We start from the raw sequence: 13,365 nt of genomic DNA, 5'->3' as shown, positions 1-13,365 counted from the left end.
GGCAGAGGACGTCAATGAAGACCCAGCCAGTCGAACGACCCGGTGACCTCACGGCTTCGTGGTTGACCGCCGTGATCGGCGCCGGAGAGGTCGCCGGCTTCCAAGTGGAGCGCATCGGCACCGGCCAGATGAGTGAGTGCTACCGCGTCAGGCTCGGCTACTCCAATGGCGCCGCGGGACCCGAGTCGGTGGTGTTGAAGGTCGCGGCCAGCGATGCGGTGAGCCGGCAAACCGGATCGGCGCTGGGCCTCTACGAGCGCGAAGTTCGTTTTTACACGGACATCGCCCCGCGCCTGGGTGGACCGATAGCACCCTGCTATCACGCGGCGATCGACACTTCGACGGGGGTTTTCGACCTACTGCTCGGCGATGCCGGTCCGGCGGTCGTCGGCGACGAAATCGCCGGCGCCACAATCGAACAGGCCACACTCGGTGTAGTTGAGTTGGGTCGGCTGCACGGCCCGCTGCTCGGCGACACGGCACTGGCCGACGCGCCGTGGCTGAACCGCGAGGCTCCGCTCAACCAGGCAATGATCACGCCGCTGTACGCCGGCTTCCTCGACCGTTATGGCGACCAGATCGCGCCGGCGCACCGGCTGGTGTGCGAACGCCTGGTCGGCGCGTTCGACGCCTACCTGGCTGCTGAAGGGGAGCGCAACGCGATCCAGGGCCTGGTGCATGGCGACTATCGCCTGGACAACATGTTGTTCGGCCTTGACGGAGCTGACCGCCCGCTGACCGTCGTCGATTGGCAAACCGTCTCCTGGGGCCCGGCGCTGACCGACCTGGCCTACTACCTGGGGTGCGCACTGCCGACGGAAGATCGCCGGGCGCACTATGACGAGTTGCTGCGGGCCTACCACGAGGCGCTCGGCCCGCAAGCGCCGATCACGCTTGCCGAGATCGCCGAAGGTGTTCGGCGGCAAGGCTTTTTCGGTGTGATGATGGCGATCGTTTCGTCGATGCTGGTGGAACGCACCGAGCGCGGCGACCGAATGTTCATGACGATGCTGCAACGGCACTGCGATCATGTGCTCGACACCGACGCCTTGGCGACACTGCCGGATGCGGCAGCGCCGGAGCCGTTGCGGCCATCGGACGACGACGAACTCGCACACAGCCCGAGCGACGAACCGCTCTGGAGCGAGAGCTGGTATGCCGACTTCGTCGATCCGGCACAGGGATTCGGTGGCTGGTTTCGCATCGGTCTGGTCGCAAACCAACGGGCGGCGTGGGTCCAGGTGCTGCTGTGCGGACCTGACCTACCGACCGTCGCCGTTCTCGATTACGAGGTTCCGTTGCCCGCAAACCCGTGGGTGTTGCGCACCGACGCCTTCGAAATCAGCCACTCCGCCGGCACGCCGCTACAAACCTATCGGGTCGACGTGCGGGCGCGGGGTCAGTCCTATTCGGACCCGTCGGCGTTATTGCGCGGCGAACCGGGAACTCCCGTGGACATGACGATGAGTTTGGCGTGGACCACGGACGGCGCTCCTTACAAGTACCGGGTGACGACACGCTACGAAATCCCTTGCACGGTAACGGGAACCGTCACCGTCAATGACAGTAGCTATCGCATGGATTCCGTTGCGGGACAACGTGACCACTCGTGGGGCGTCCGCGACTGGTGGGGCATGGACTGGATGTGGAGCGCGCTGCACCTGGGCGACGGCACCCACTTGCACGGTTTGGAGCTCAACATTCCGAACCTGCCCCCGGTGGGTATCGGCTACATCCAAGACGCCGACCGAAACGTCACCGAGCTCCACACTGTGACCAACCCGCGGGCCTTCGGCGCCGACGGGCTACCCACCAAGATGAGCCTGAGCCTCGATCCCGGTGGGATCAGCGGCGACGTCGACATCCGTGGCCACGCGCCGGTGCGGCTGACCGGCCCCGACGGACAAGTAAGCGAGTTCGCGCGCGCCTGGGTCAGCATCGACACCGCGGACGGTCGTGCCGGCGTCGGCTGGATGGAATGGAACCGTAACCTCGCGCGTCAGGCATAGCCGCGGTGCCAACCGCGGCGGCATCGCCCATCGTGGTGATGGGGGTCTCCGGATCGGGCAAGTCGACGGTGGGTTCCGCACTCGCACAACGATTGCGAGTGCCCTTCGTGGACGCCGACAGTCTCCATCCAGCGGCCAATGTCGCCAAGATGAGCGCCGGTCATCCGCTCGACGACGACGATCGTTCTCCGTGGCTGGACAGGGTCGGGGCGTGGCTGGCGGACCATCGTGACGGCGGGGTCGCGAGTTGTTCGGCGCTCAAACGCGCATACCGGGACCAACTGCGCGCACACTGCTCGCGCCTCGAATTCTTATATCTGCGCGGCTCTCCGGACACGATCCGCGCGCGATTGGCAGCCAGGTCAGACCATTTCATGCCAACCGCACTGTCGCAATCGCAATTCGACGCATTGCAGCCCCTGGGGGCCGACGAGCCTGGAGTCACCGTCGATATCGATCACGACGTCGACACCATCATCGACATATTCTTGGCCGGCCTGAACGCGAGGGCGCGGCGGCAGCGTTGAGGCGCGGCGGCTACCAGGGCAGCCTGCGGCGACGGGTCTTGACCGGCGCACCGACTCGTTCGCGTGCGGCATCGGCAAACTGGCTACCGTGCGCACGGGCGGTGTCGGCCAGCTCCTCGCCGCGCTTGCGTGCCTTTTTCGCCAGTGGAGCGGCTTTCTCCGCCGCCTCATCCGCTAGCTTTTCGCTGCGTTTGCGTGCCTTTTCGGCTTTTTCGGCCAGCTCGTCGGCCAGCTTCTCACCGCGCTTGCGTGCCTTTTTCGCCAGTGGCGCGCTGCGTTCGGCGGCGGCGCTGGCGAGCTCTCGGCCCCGGTCCAGCGCGATCTCCGCGTACGGCGCGCCCCGTTCGGCCGCCGTGCTGGCCAATTCGCGGCCCCGGTCCAGGGCGGCTTCCGCATACGGGGCGCCTCGTTCGGCTGCGGTGCTGGCCAATTCGCGGCCGCGTTCGGCGCTGACCTGCAGGCCGTGAGCGATCTTTTCGCCGAGCTCACCGAAATCGGTGTCGTCGGATCCGGGTAGCGCCGAGGACACCCGCTCGGAAAGACGCTCGGCTGCCCGGCGGCCGCGCCATCCGAGCGACGGCTTGCCCGCGGTATCGGCGGACGCGATCAGCAATCCGCCCACCAGGCTCAGGTCTTTGAGGAACCCGCGACGCAGCTCGGCTTTGCGCTCCGGATCCGTCTCGTTCCAGAACGAGTAGGTGCCGAAGTTCGCCGGTAGCACCGTCAGCGCCAGTACGGCCGAGGCGACGCGGGGCAGTTTGCCGGTCGCGAGCAACAGCCCGCCTCCGATCTGAACACCCGCGGTTATCTGGGCGAACGTCTGGGGATCGGTCGGAATGTTGCGGGAAACCTGATCCGGTAACGCCTGCAGACCGTCGACTGCAGGCGCTGCGGCTTCCGCGGCGCTCTTGGGATTGAGCAGCGATTCGACTCCTTGCCCGATAAAGGCAACCGACAACAAGGGACGCGCGATTTTCCGGATGACCATGGCAGGGGGATTACCCGGGGAGTCGGCAAACAAACCGACCTCTCCATCGCCGCAGCTGACGGCGATATGGTGGAGCGCGTGCGAGCGCTGATCATCGTCGACGTGCAAAACGACTTTTGCGCGGGCGGCTCGCTGCCCGTCTCCGGCGGGGCCGCTCTGGCCGGCGCCATCAACGACTACCTGGCCCGCGAGCCCGGCTACGAACACGTCGTGGCGACCAAGGACTTCCATATCGACCCGGGCGACCATTTCTCCGATCACCCGGACTATTCGTCGTCCTGGCCGCCGCACTGTCTTGCCGGAAGTTCCGGCGCGGATTTTCGGCCCGACCTCGACAACGGTCCGATCGAGGCGGTATTCCGCAAGGGTGCCCACGCCGCGGCGTACAGCGGCTTCGAGGGCGCCGACGAGAACGGGACGTCGCTACTCGAGTGGTTGCGGCGGCGCGGCGTCGACGAGGTCGACATCGTGGGCATTGCCACCGACCAGTGCGTCCGCAGGACGGCCGAGGACGCGGTACGCAACGGTTTGAGCACCCGGGTGCTGGTCGACCTCACGGCGGCGGTCGCGCCACGTTCGGTCGCGCGAGTCCTGGCCGAGATGCGAAGTGCTGGAGTCGAATTGATTGAGACCGTCTGATGGTGGTGCCGCTGGATCGAGAGTCCCTGCTGGCCGCGGTGGAACGGTCACCACGGGCGGCCGCCGCGCACGACCGCGCCGGATGGGTGGGGTTGTTCACCGACGACGCCCGCATCGAAGACCCGGTCGGCGCGCGACCGCACGTGGGCCATCTACAGATCGGGAACTTCTACGACACCTTCATCGGTCCGCGCGAGATCACCTTCCATCGCGACCTCGACATCGTCTTCGGCACTGCCGTACTGCGCGATCTCGAGCTCGAAGTGACGATGGGTTCGTCGCTCACGATGTACATCCCCGCGTTCCTGCGCTACGACCTCCGAGAAGCCAACGGACAGTGGCAGATTGCTCATCTGCGCGCGTACTGGGAGCTACCCGCGATGATGCTGCAGTTCCTGCGAACCGGGTCGCGAGCGGTGTCGCCTGCCGTGGCCCTGTCGCGCGATCTGCTGGGCAATCAAAGGCTAGCGGGAACCGTGGGCTTCATGCGCGGGTTCCGCCGGGCGGGTGCGCGGCACCAGCAGCTGGTACAGACATTTCTGGGCGCCGTTTCGCGCGGCGATACGTTTGCCGCCGCGCGTGCGCTGTCACCGTCGGCCGCAATCACGTTAGGCGACAAGGACCCGCTCGACATCGCCGAACTCGCCGACGAGCTCGGTGGGGCGAACTGGACCAAGATGAATGGTGCGGGGTCCACGGTCACCGTCTCTATCAATTCCAGTCACGGGCGTGGCATTTTGTTCGTCGACGTGGGCTGGCGAGGCAAAGTCATCAATAAGATCAGTTACTTTCCTGCCTGACCACGAGTCCTGATTCGGTCTCCACCAGCACCCGCCGCGGCGACACCCGAGCCTGCAGGTCACCGCCGCTTCGCCCGGCACCGCGTATCGCATGGTCGCATGTATTGCCGAGGACGTGATGGGTGCCGTAGAAATAGCTGTCATGAAACGGAGGCAAACGATGAGTGTGATACGAACCGTCGGTGTTGGGGTGGCGATCACCGCTCTGCTGACCGTCACAACAGGCTGTGGCAAAGACGAAAAACCATCTTCCTCCTCGTCCTCGTCCTCGTCGACATCCGCGGCGTCGTCGAGCTCGGCAGCATCGTCGTCCGCGTCAAGCGCGGCTCCGTCGGGGACCGCGCCACTGGGCGACTACTCCAACTTGCTGATCACGGCCGCGGATATCGGCGCCGACACGACATTGGGTCCGCCGCAACAGAACCCGGGTGGCGTGGCCGGGGTGGCGGTGACATTCAGCAACACCTCCAAAACTCATACCATCGACGACCTCCTCGTGGTCTTCACCGATGCGGCTTCCGCGAACCAGGGCGCCAAAGACCGCCCGGCCTCGCTGGCTAAGTACGTCACCGGTGAACCCCAGCCGTTCTCGGTCGGGACGAACGGGATCATCGTCGTCGGCCCATCGCCCGACAACACCAAATCGGTGACCTACGTCGTGTTCGCCGAGGGCAAGGTCGTCGTCGACCTGGAGTTCGACAGCGGGCCCAACGACGCCGCTCCGCAGGACTTCGTGCTTGATGTCGCCAAGAAGCAGGATGACGCCGTCAAGACTCGCGTGACCAGCTAGTAGCGCTCACCGATCAGCAGCGCCAACGACGCTGCCGACAGGCACAGGAACGCGCCGGGAAAAGCGATGTTGTACAGCACATGTGCCCGCAGGTGCGTCAGCACCGCACCGGCGAAGTAGAGGACCAGGCCGGTCGCGGCCGCGATAGCCAAAGCCGGTAGGCCCACGAGCCCGGCGAGCAGTCCAACGGCCCCGGCTAGCTTGGTCGCTCCCAGCGCCGGTAACCACGAACGGGGTACTCCGACCTCGGCCGAGTTTGCCAGGACGAATTTCGCGGGAACGAAATCGGGTACGGCGATCCCGGCGGTGATGATCGCCGTGAGCAGCGTGATCACGAGGCTTGCGGTATGCATTCGATCGGGTCCTTTTTCGTCGTTCAATCCGTTTTCGTCGTTCAATCCGTTTTCGTCGTTCAATCCGTTGTGGTGCAGCTATTTCCGCACGGGCGAGCCGCGTGGCTGCTGCGCGCGCTGCGGCGCACAATCGGTAGGGTCATGGTGGTCTCCTTGCGGCACAGAGTCGATCGATGTGGTCATCGTCTTGACGACTCCCGTGCCGAAAAGGTGACCTCATGAGCGCGACCAAAAATCTGATGAACCTGGCGGATCTGGCACAACGCTTCGACGCCGACCGTCAGCACCTGCGGGCGGTGGCGTTTCGCCTGCTCGGCTCGATGGCCGATGCCGACGACGCGGTGCAGTCGGCATGGCTGAAAGCCAGCCGTGCAGACGGCATCGGCGACGTCGCCAACCTGACCGGCTGGTTCACGACAATTACCGCGCACACGGCGTTCGACCAGCTTCGGGCCCGCACGCGCCGTGCCGAGCAACCGCTGGCCGACGCGGGAGAATTCGACCGGTTGGCCTCCGGCGCGGGTGGCCCTGCGGACGAGAATGTGCTGCTGGCCGAATCGGTCGGCAGCGCGATGCTGGTGGTGCTGGATCGCCTGTCGCCCGCGCAGCGCGTCGCGTTCGTCCTGCACGACGTGTTCGCGGTGCCCTTCGAGACGATTGCCGCCGTGTTGGACCGGTCGCCGGCGGCCGCGAAGAAGCTGGCGAGCCGAGCGCGTGCGCGTCTGCACGACGACTCGTCCGCCCAACCCGGTCGGGTGGCCCAGCACCTCGAGGTCGTGGACGCGTTTTTGGCGGCGTCCCGCGGCGGTGACATCGCCACCTTGCTCGAGCTGCTGGCTCCTGACGTGGTGCGCAGGGTCGATCGGGTGCTGGTTCCCGAGGACGTGCCGGCCGAGTTGCACGGGGCCCGCGAGATCGCCGAGGAAACCCGTCGATTCGCCCAGCGCGCGCGGGCCGGTGTCGTCATGCTGATCGACGGTGTTCCCGGCATCGTGATCGCCCCGCAGGGGCGCGCGCGGATCCTGTTGCGGCTCGGCATCGGCGCGGACAACCGCATCCACGCGATCGACATCGCCGAGGCCGACCGCCCGCGCCGGGCCGTGCTCGCGCTGCCGCGACGGCCGTCTCAGGCAGATTCCAGCCTCATCGGGTACCAAGGACATGGGAATCGGCCGGCGCGGTCGCCGGCCATGGGGCGAGAACGGGAGCAGGATGCTCGGTAAGCCGTTCGGACGGCGGAGCTTGATGCGCGGCGCCGGTGTACTCGCCGCCGCGGCGGTGGCCCCGTGGGCCGGTGGGTGTGCGTCCGACGACGACGCGTTGACGTTCTTTTTCGCGGCCAACCCGGATGAGGCGGCGGCCAGGGTGCGCGTCGTCAACGAATTCCGGCGCCGACATCCCGACATCAAGGTTCGGGCGGTGTTGTCCGGGCCGGGTGTGATGCAGCAGCTGTCGACCTTCTGCGCGGGCGGCAAATGCCCAGATGTACTGCAGACCTGGGATTTAAGTTACGCCGAACTGGCCGAGCGGGGGGTGTTGCTGGACCTCAACGACGCGTTGGCCCGCGACCCCGGATTCGGTGCGCAGTTGAAAGCGGACAGTGTCGGGCCCCTATACGACACGTTCGCCTACAACGGGGGGCAATACGCCTTTCCGGAGCAATGGTCCGGAAACTTCTTGTTCTACAACAGGCGGCTTTTTGCCGACGCCAAGGTGCCGGCTCCGCCGACGGCCTGGGACAAGACGTGGACTTTCGCCGAATTCTTGGAAGCGGCCAAGGCGTTGACCAAGCGCGACGGTTCGGGACGAGTCTCGCAGTGGGGCTTCGTCAACACGTTTGTTTCCTACTACTCGGCCGGGTTGTTCGCCTTGAACAACGGCGTGTCGTGGTCTTCGCCGAGGAGGAATCCGACCCATTTCAATTTCGATGATCCCGCGTTCATGGAGGCGGTGCAGTTCTATGCCGACCTGTCTAACAAGCACAAGGTAGCGCCCAATGCATCCGAGGTGCAGTCGATGTCCACGCCTGATCTGTTCGCATCGGGCAAAGCAGCGATGGCGCTTGGTGGCCACTGGCGGTACCAGACCTTTATACAAGCGCCGGGTTTAGATTTCGACGTCACGACTTTGCCGGTGGGGCCGTCGCTGCCCAGGGGGCGGGGCGCCTGTTCCAATATCGGCACCACCGGACTGTCGATCTCGGCGAGCAGCCAGCGTAAGGACCAGGCATGGCAGTTCGTCAAGTTCGCCACCGGTCCCGTCGGTCAGGCGATCATCGCCGAATCCTGCCTCTTTGTGCCGGTGTTACGGTCCGTGCTGGACTCGGACGGATTTGCCAAGTCCCACCGCAGGATTCGCAATCTAGCCGTGCTCACCGAAGGACCGTCCCACTCCGAAGGCCTGCCCGTCACGCCGGCGTGGGAGAAGATCGTTGCCCTGATGGACCGCAACATGGGACCCGTATTGCGGGGGTCACGCCCAGCGACGTCGCTGACCGGACTGTCACATGCCGTCGACGAGGTGCTAAATAACCCATGACGTTGGTGAAGGAATCCGGCGGACTCACACCGGCCACCGCGAAACGCCGCCCGAAGGGACCGTATCCGTCGCGGCGGCGGGCGTGGGCGGGACGCATGTTCGTCGCACCGAACGTGGCCGCGGTCGCGGTCTTCATGCTCTTTCCGCTCGGGTTTTCGCTGTACATGAGCTTCCAGCAGTGGGACGTGTTCCGACCGCCGAAGTTCGTGGGCCTGAAAAACTTCGAAGACCTCTTCACCTCTGACCCGTTGTTCCTGATCGCCATCCGCAATACCGTGGTCTTCACTCTCGGAACGGTCATACCCACCGTCGTCGTCAGCCTCGTCGTCGCTGCGGTACTGAACCGGAAAGCCAAGGGCATCACCATCGTTCGGACGATCATTTTTATGCCGCTGGCCATCTCGTCGGTGGTGCTGGCCGTCGTCTGGCAGTTTGTCTTCAATACCGACAACGGGCTGCTCAACATCATGCTCGCATGGGTCGGGATCGGCCCGATCCCATGGCTGGTCGACCCCAATTGGGCGATGGCCTCGCTCTGCGTGGTCGCCGTGTGGCGGAGTGTGCCGTTCGCAACCATCATCTTGCTGGCTGCGATGCAAGGAGTGCCGGAAACCGTCTACGAGGCAGCCAAAATCGACGGTGCCGGCGAGGTGCGGCAGTTCCTGTCCATTACGGTCCCGCTGATCCGCGGCTCGGTGTCGTTTGTCGTCGTCATTTCAATCATCCACGCGTTCCAGGCGTTTGACATCGTCTATGTTCTCAACGGTTCGAACGGCGGTCCGGAGACGTCGACATATGTGCTGGGCATCATGCTGTTCCAACACGCCTTCTCTTTCCTGGAGTTTGGGTACGCATCGGCGCTGGCGTGGGTGATGTTCGCGATTCTGCTGGTATTGACCCTGGTGCAGTTGCGCCTTACGCATCGGCGATCTTGGGAGGCTTCCCGTGGCCTTAGCTGAAGGAGTGTTCAAGCGCAGTGCTTTTCGTGCCGTTGTGGTCTACACCGCGCTGATCGCGATCGCCTGGTGCTGGCTCTTCCCGGTCGCCTGGGCGGTGTTGGGCTCCCTGAAGCGAGAAGGCGAGATCAGCGAGCCGAAGCTACTGCCGGCCCACCCGCGGTGGTCGAACTACACCGAGGTGTTCACGTTGATGCCCTTCTGGCGAATGTTTTTCAACACCGTGCTGTATGCCGGATGCGTTACCGCCGGGCAGGTCTTCTTCTGCTCGCTGGCCGGGTATGCCTTCGCGCGACTGCAATTCCGCGGCCGCGACACTTTGTTCGTGTTGTACCTGGGGACGCTGATGGTGCCGCTGACCGTAACGGTGATCCCGCAGTTCATTCTGATGCGTACGGTGGGTTGGGTGGACACGCCGTGGGCGATGATCGTGCCCGGCTTGTTCGGCAGTGCGTTCGGCACCTACCTGATGCGGCAGTTCTTCCAAACGCTGCCAAGCGATCTCGAGGAAGCCGCGATTCTCGACGGTTGTTCGCCGTGGCAGATCTATTGGAGGGTTCTACTTCCTCATGCCAGGCCCGCCGTGATGGTGCTTGCCGTACTCACCTGGGTCAACGTCTGGAACGACTTTCTGTGGCCGTTGCTGATGCTGCAACGCAATAGCCTGGCCACCCTGACTCTCGGCCTGGTCCGGCTACGGGGGGAGTACGTCGCACGCTGGCCGATCATCATGGCGGCCTCGATCCTCATCATGATCCCGTTGGTCATGATCTATGCGGTTGCGCAACGCTCCTTTGTGCGGGGTATCGCCGTGACCGGGCTTGGTGGGTGAGGCGTGGCTTCGGTGAGTTTCGAGCAAGCGACGCGCCACTTCCCGGGCACGGACCGCCCGGCCTTAGATGGCCTCGACTTGTTCGTGGGTGATGGTGAGTTCGTCGTCCTGGTCGGACCATCGGGATGCGGCAAGACGACCTCGTTGCGGATGGTGGCCGGATTGGAGACGCTGGATGCGGGATGCGTCCGCATTGGCGAGCGCGACGTGACCAACGTCGATCCCAAAGACCGCGACGTCGCGATGGTCTTCCAGAACTACGCCCTCTACCCGCATATGACGGTCGCGCAGAACATGGGTTTTGCGTTGAAGATCGCGAAAATACCCAAGGTTGAGATCAGCGAGCGGATTCTCGCCGCGGCGAAATTGCTCGATCTGGAACCATATCTGGATCGCAAACCCAAAGACCTCTCCGGTGGACAACGCCAGCGGGTGGCGATGGGACGCGCGATCGTGCGGCGCCCGCAGGTGTTCCTGATGGACGAACCGCTGTCCAATCTGGATGCCAAACTGCGTGTGCAAACGCGCAATCAGATCGCCGCGTTGCAGCGACGGCTCGCGACGACAACCGTTTATGTCACCCACGATCAGGTCGAGGCCATGACCATGGGCGACCGTGTCGCAGTCCTGCGCGACGGCGTGCTGCAACAATTCGCGGCGCCACGCGAGCTCTACCGCAACCCCGCCAACGTCTTTGTGGCCGGATTCATCGGGTCTCCGGCGATGAACCTTTTCACTTTGCCGATCGTCGATTCCACTGTTTCGCTGGGGGATTGGCCGATCCAGATACCGCGTGAGATCGCTGACAGCGCGGGCGAGATCGTGGTAGGGGTCCGTCCGGAGCACTTCGAGCTGGGCGGTCTGGGCGTCGAGATGGAGGTCGACGTCGTCGAAGAACTCGGGGCCGACGCGTACCTGTATGGCCGGATCACCGACTCGGCCAAGGCCATCGATCAAGACGTCGTCGCGCGCGCCGACGGCCACAATCCGCCCCAGAAGGGCAGCCGAGTGCGATTACATCCAGAACTTGGGCACTTGCATTTCTTTGGAGTCGACGGCGAGCGGGTCGGATGAGCGGCTGCCCCGGACTAACGCCGCGCGCACCCGATGGCATCAAGTCGATGTTCGACGCGCTTGATGTCGTCCAGTGAGGGCATCGCGTTGATGGCCCGAAAAATCGCGACTCCGATATCGACGGGACTTAGGGGAGCCGCTCTGCGGGCCGTGAATTCGCCTGCGATAGCGACGACTTCGTCATCGGTTACCCGCCGGGGCACCAGCGCCGCCAGCGGCAGATAGCCGGTCGCCGGCATTCCGGTCGGGTAGCCGGCGCGCAGAAACGCGACAGCCTTCGACACCAGATCGGCGATCCCCATGACTCCACCTCGTTTACCACCGCGCGTTAGGCGCTCTACGTAAGGTAGCAGTGACCTCGGGGTTTGTCGGTAAGACAACGCAATCCTTGCACGTATCGCGTTGATCTTTTCTCGTTATTAACGCCCGGCCGGCGGGGCCCGCGGGCGCGCCGATCACGAGTTTTCGCCGTGCGCGTTCCTAGTATTGCCGAGTGACGGATCGCTACGGAACCGATGTTCTGGCTGCCGGTCGGCGTAAGCCGCGCTCGACCGAACATCCCGCTGAGCTGGGACTCGTCGTCGAAGACGTCGAGACCGGCTACGTCGGTGCGGTGGTCCGGGTCGAGTACGGACGTATCGACCTGGAAGACCGGCACGGCCACGTCCGTGGCTTCCCGTTGGGGCCGGGCTACCTACTGGACGGTCGCCCGGTGATCCTCACCGAGCCGCGCCGGGCGGCGCCCCCCGCTGCGAGCCGCACGGCGTCGGGTTCCGTCGCGGTACCGGGCGCTCGTGCCCGGGTCGCGCGGGCCAGCCGTATCTATGTCGAGGGCCGCCACGACGCGGAACTCATCGCGCAGGTCTGGGGCGAGGATCTGCGCATCGAGGGCGTCGTCGTCGAGCATCTCGGTGGCGTCGACGATCTGGTCGGCATCGTGGCGGAGTTCGCGCCGGGGCCCGGGCGCCGGCTCGGCGTTCTCGTCGATCACCTCGTCGCGGGCTCGAAAGAGGCGCGGATCGCCGAGGCCGTGCGCCGAGGTCCGGGTGGTCCCGACACACTGGTCGTCGGCCATCCCTATGTCGACATCTGGCAGGCGGTGAAGCCCGAGCGGCTTGGTCTGGCGGCCTGGCCCGACGTGCCGCGACACATCGAGTGGAAACACGGCGCGTGCGCGGCGCTCGGTGTGCCGCACGCCAACCAGGCCGACATCGCCCGAGCGTGGCGGCGCATCCGCTCGCGGGTGCGCGACTGGAGCGATCTCGAACCCGCGCTGATCAGCAAAGTCGAAGAACTCATCGACTTCGTGACCGAGCCTGGGCGCTGACCCGTCCGGTCGCTCTCGGCTTACTTCGAGCGGGCGGGCACACCCAGCGCCGCGGAGCAAAGCAGCACCCCGCCCAGGGCGATCACGTTGAGGACGGCGTCGCGAGCGCCGTACATGCGCAGCATCTGCAGGTGATAGATCAGATGCAACAGATTGAACGTCGTCCAGCTCACCGCGGTGACAATCCGGAGCGGCCGATTTGAGAGGTAGACGAGAGTCGAAGCGCTCAACGCGGTCAGGGCGAGGTACATGCCGCCGACGTCCTTGACGAGATGTTCGTTGTACGGGCCGAGGACGGGAAGCCACCTCATGCCCATGCCGGGAAAGGTGTTGTACCAACTCAGCGGAGCGAAATACGCCCAGCAGCCGACGAACGCGCCGCTGAGCGTCAGCACGAAGAGACACAGACGGCAGAGGATGGGATTCATGACATGTATGACGGCGCAACGTCGGAAACTGTGACAGCGGGCCCGTTCCAAAGTTAGGGTAGGCTAAGTCGGAGGTCTCGATCCACGGGACGGGAGTCGGGTGC

The 13,365-nt window shown here is 64.9% G+C and carries 15 protein-coding genes; 11 read left to right on the top strand and 4 right to left on the bottom strand.

The window, feature by feature from the left end:
* The first annotated feature begins 14 nt into the window (after positions 1-14).
* Both OK015_RS16970 and OK015_RS16965 read left to right on the top strand, forming a co-directional pair.
* Positions 15-2,009, top strand: coding sequence for a DUF7064 domain-containing protein (locus OK015_RS16970; protein ID WP_268124679.1), 1,995 nt, complete (start codon positions 15-17; stop codon positions 2,007-2,009).
* Between the two features lie 38 nt (positions 2,010-2,047).
* Positions 2,048-2,536: a gluconokinase gene (locus tag OK015_RS16965; protein WP_268132823.1), complete on the top strand. Its 489-nt coding sequence runs from the start codon at positions 2,048-2,050 to the stop codon at positions 2,534-2,536.
* A gap of 10 nt (positions 2,537-2,546) precedes the next feature.
* On the opposite strand, the gene OK015_RS16960 is transcribed toward OK015_RS16965, so the two are convergent.
* Positions 2,547-3,524 (bottom strand): DoxX family protein, encoded by a 978-nt coding sequence (locus tag OK015_RS16960; protein WP_268124677.1) that lies wholly within the window; start codon positions 3,522-3,524, stop codon positions 2,547-2,549.
* 78 nt (positions 3,525-3,602) lie between these two features.
* Here OK015_RS16960 and pncA point away from each other — a divergent pair, with 78 nt between their 5' ends.
* From pncA to OK015_RS16945, 3 genes are all read left to right on the top strand, one after another.
* The gene (gene pncA / locus OK015_RS16955; protein WP_268124675.1) at positions 3,603-4,163 is read left to right on the top strand and encodes a pyrazinamidase PncA; all 561 of its coding nucleotides are present in this window, start codon (positions 3,603-3,605) and stop codon (positions 4,161-4,163) included.
* Positions 4,163-4,963 (top strand): ketosteroid isomerase family protein, encoded by an 801-nt coding sequence (locus OK015_RS16950; RefSeq protein WP_268124673.1) that lies wholly within the window; start codon positions 4,163-4,165, stop codon positions 4,961-4,963. Before pncA ends, OK015_RS16950 begins: the two co-directional genes overlap by 1 nt.
* A gap of 160 nt (positions 4,964-5,123) precedes the next feature.
* Positions 5,124-5,753, top strand: coding sequence for a hypothetical protein (locus OK015_RS16945; RefSeq protein WP_268124671.1), 630 nt, complete (start codon positions 5,124-5,126; stop codon positions 5,751-5,753).
* On the opposite strand, the gene OK015_RS16940 is transcribed toward OK015_RS16945, so the two are convergent.
* Entirely contained in the window at positions 5,750-6,106 is a 357-nt protein-coding gene (locus OK015_RS16940; RefSeq protein ID WP_268124669.1) for a DoxX family protein, read from the bottom strand. The two genes, OK015_RS16945 and OK015_RS16940, sit on opposite strands and share 4 nt — an antisense overlap.
* A gap of 218 nt (positions 6,107-6,324) precedes the next feature.
* Between OK015_RS16940 and OK015_RS16935 the strand changes: the two genes are divergently transcribed.
* From OK015_RS16935 to OK015_RS16915, 5 genes are all read left to right on the top strand, one after another.
* Positions 6,325-7,329 (top strand): sigma-70 family RNA polymerase sigma factor, encoded by a 1,005-nt coding sequence (locus tag OK015_RS16935; protein WP_268124667.1) that lies wholly within the window; start codon positions 6,325-6,327, stop codon positions 7,327-7,329.
* Positions 7,319-8,644 (top strand): ABC transporter substrate-binding protein, encoded by a 1,326-nt coding sequence (locus OK015_RS16930; protein ID WP_268124665.1) that lies wholly within the window; start codon positions 7,319-7,321, stop codon positions 8,642-8,644. Before OK015_RS16935 ends, OK015_RS16930 begins: the two co-directional genes overlap by 11 nt.
* A 95-nt stretch (positions 8,645-8,739) precedes the next feature.
* On the top strand, positions 8,740-9,603 hold the full coding sequence (locus tag OK015_RS16925) for a carbohydrate ABC transporter permease (protein ID WP_268132821.1): 864 nt from the start codon (positions 8,740-8,742) through the stop codon (positions 9,601-9,603).
* Complete coding sequence (locus OK015_RS16920; RefSeq protein ID WP_268124663.1) at positions 9,590-10,432, top strand: carbohydrate ABC transporter permease; 843 nt, start codon at positions 9,590-9,592, stop codon at positions 10,430-10,432. The genes OK015_RS16925 and OK015_RS16920 overlap by 14 nt, the downstream gene beginning before the upstream one ends.
* 3 nt (positions 10,433-10,435) lie before the next feature.
* Positions 10,436-11,506, top strand: coding sequence for an ABC transporter ATP-binding protein (locus tag OK015_RS16915; RefSeq protein ID WP_268124661.1), 1,071 nt, complete (start codon positions 10,436-10,438; stop codon positions 11,504-11,506).
* 14 nt (positions 11,507-11,520) lie between these two features.
* Here the strand turns inward: OK015_RS16915 and OK015_RS16910 are convergent, their stop codons facing one another.
* Positions 11,521-11,808: a DUF3349 domain-containing protein gene (locus OK015_RS16910; protein WP_268124659.1), complete on the bottom strand. Its 288-nt coding sequence runs from the start codon at positions 11,806-11,808 to the stop codon at positions 11,521-11,523.
* Positions 11,809-11,999: 191 nt separating this feature from the next.
* Between OK015_RS16910 and OK015_RS16905 the strand changes: the two genes are divergently transcribed.
* A complete protein-coding gene (locus tag OK015_RS16905; protein ID WP_268124657.1) occupies positions 12,000-12,833 on the top strand; it encodes a DUF3097 domain-containing protein in 834 nt (277 codons plus the stop codon).
* Positions 12,834-12,853: 20 nt separating this feature from the next.
* Here the strand turns inward: OK015_RS16905 and OK015_RS16900 are convergent, their stop codons facing one another.
* Positions 12,854-13,261, bottom strand: coding sequence for a hypothetical protein (locus OK015_RS16900; RefSeq protein WP_268124655.1), 408 nt, complete (start codon positions 13,259-13,261; stop codon positions 12,854-12,856).
* Positions 13,262-13,365 lie beyond the last annotated feature (104 nt).

This window comes from Mycobacterium sp. Aquia_216 (assembly GCF_026723865.1).
Taxonomy (GTDB): Bacteria; Actinomycetota; Actinomycetes; order Mycobacteriales; family Mycobacteriaceae; genus Mycobacterium.
The sequence above is the reverse complement of the archived record's forward strand: the minus strand, read 5'-3'. Positions and strand labels throughout refer to the sequence as shown.

Excerpts from the sequence above, each read along its gene's own strand:
- OK015_RS16910 (WP_268124659.1), bottom strand. The coding sequence starts at position 11,808 with ATGGGGATCGCCGATCTGGTGTCGAAGGCTGTCGCGTTTCTGCGCGCC.
- OK015_RS16945 (WP_268124671.1), top strand. The coding sequence starts at position 5,124 with ATGAGTGTGATACGAACCGTCGGTGTTGGGGTGGCGATCACCGCTCTG.
- OK015_RS16935 (WP_268124667.1), top strand. The coding sequence starts at position 6,325 with ATGAGCGCGACCAAAAATCTGATGAACCTGGCGGATCTGGCACAACGC.
- OK015_RS16960 (WP_268124677.1), bottom strand. The coding sequence starts at position 3,524 with ATGGTCATCCGGAAAATCGCGCGTCCCTTGTTGTCGGTTGCCTTTATC.
- OK015_RS16925 (WP_268132821.1), top strand. The coding sequence starts at position 8,740 with ATGTTCGTCGCACCGAACGTGGCCGCGGTCGCGGTCTTCATGCTCTTT.
- OK015_RS16965 (WP_268132823.1), top strand. The coding sequence starts at position 2,048 with ATGGGGGTCTCCGGATCGGGCAAGTCGACGGTGGGTTCCGCACTCGCA.
- OK015_RS16930 (WP_268124665.1), top strand. The coding sequence starts at position 7,319 with ATGCTCGGTAAGCCGTTCGGACGGCGGAGCTTGATGCGCGGCGCCGGT.
- OK015_RS16900 (WP_268124655.1), bottom strand. The coding sequence starts at position 13,261 with ATGAATCCCATCCTCTGCCGTCTGTGTCTCTTCGTGCTGACGCTCAGC.
- OK015_RS16940 (WP_268124669.1), bottom strand. The coding sequence starts at position 6,106 with ATGCATACCGCAAGCCTCGTGATCACGCTGCTCACGGCGATCATCACC.
- OK015_RS16970 (WP_268124679.1), top strand. The coding sequence starts at position 15 with ATGAAGACCCAGCCAGTCGAACGACCCGGTGACCTCACGGCTTCGTGG.
- OK015_RS16950 (WP_268124673.1), top strand. The coding sequence starts at position 4,163 with ATGGTGGTGCCGCTGGATCGAGAGTCCCTGCTGGCCGCGGTGGAACGG.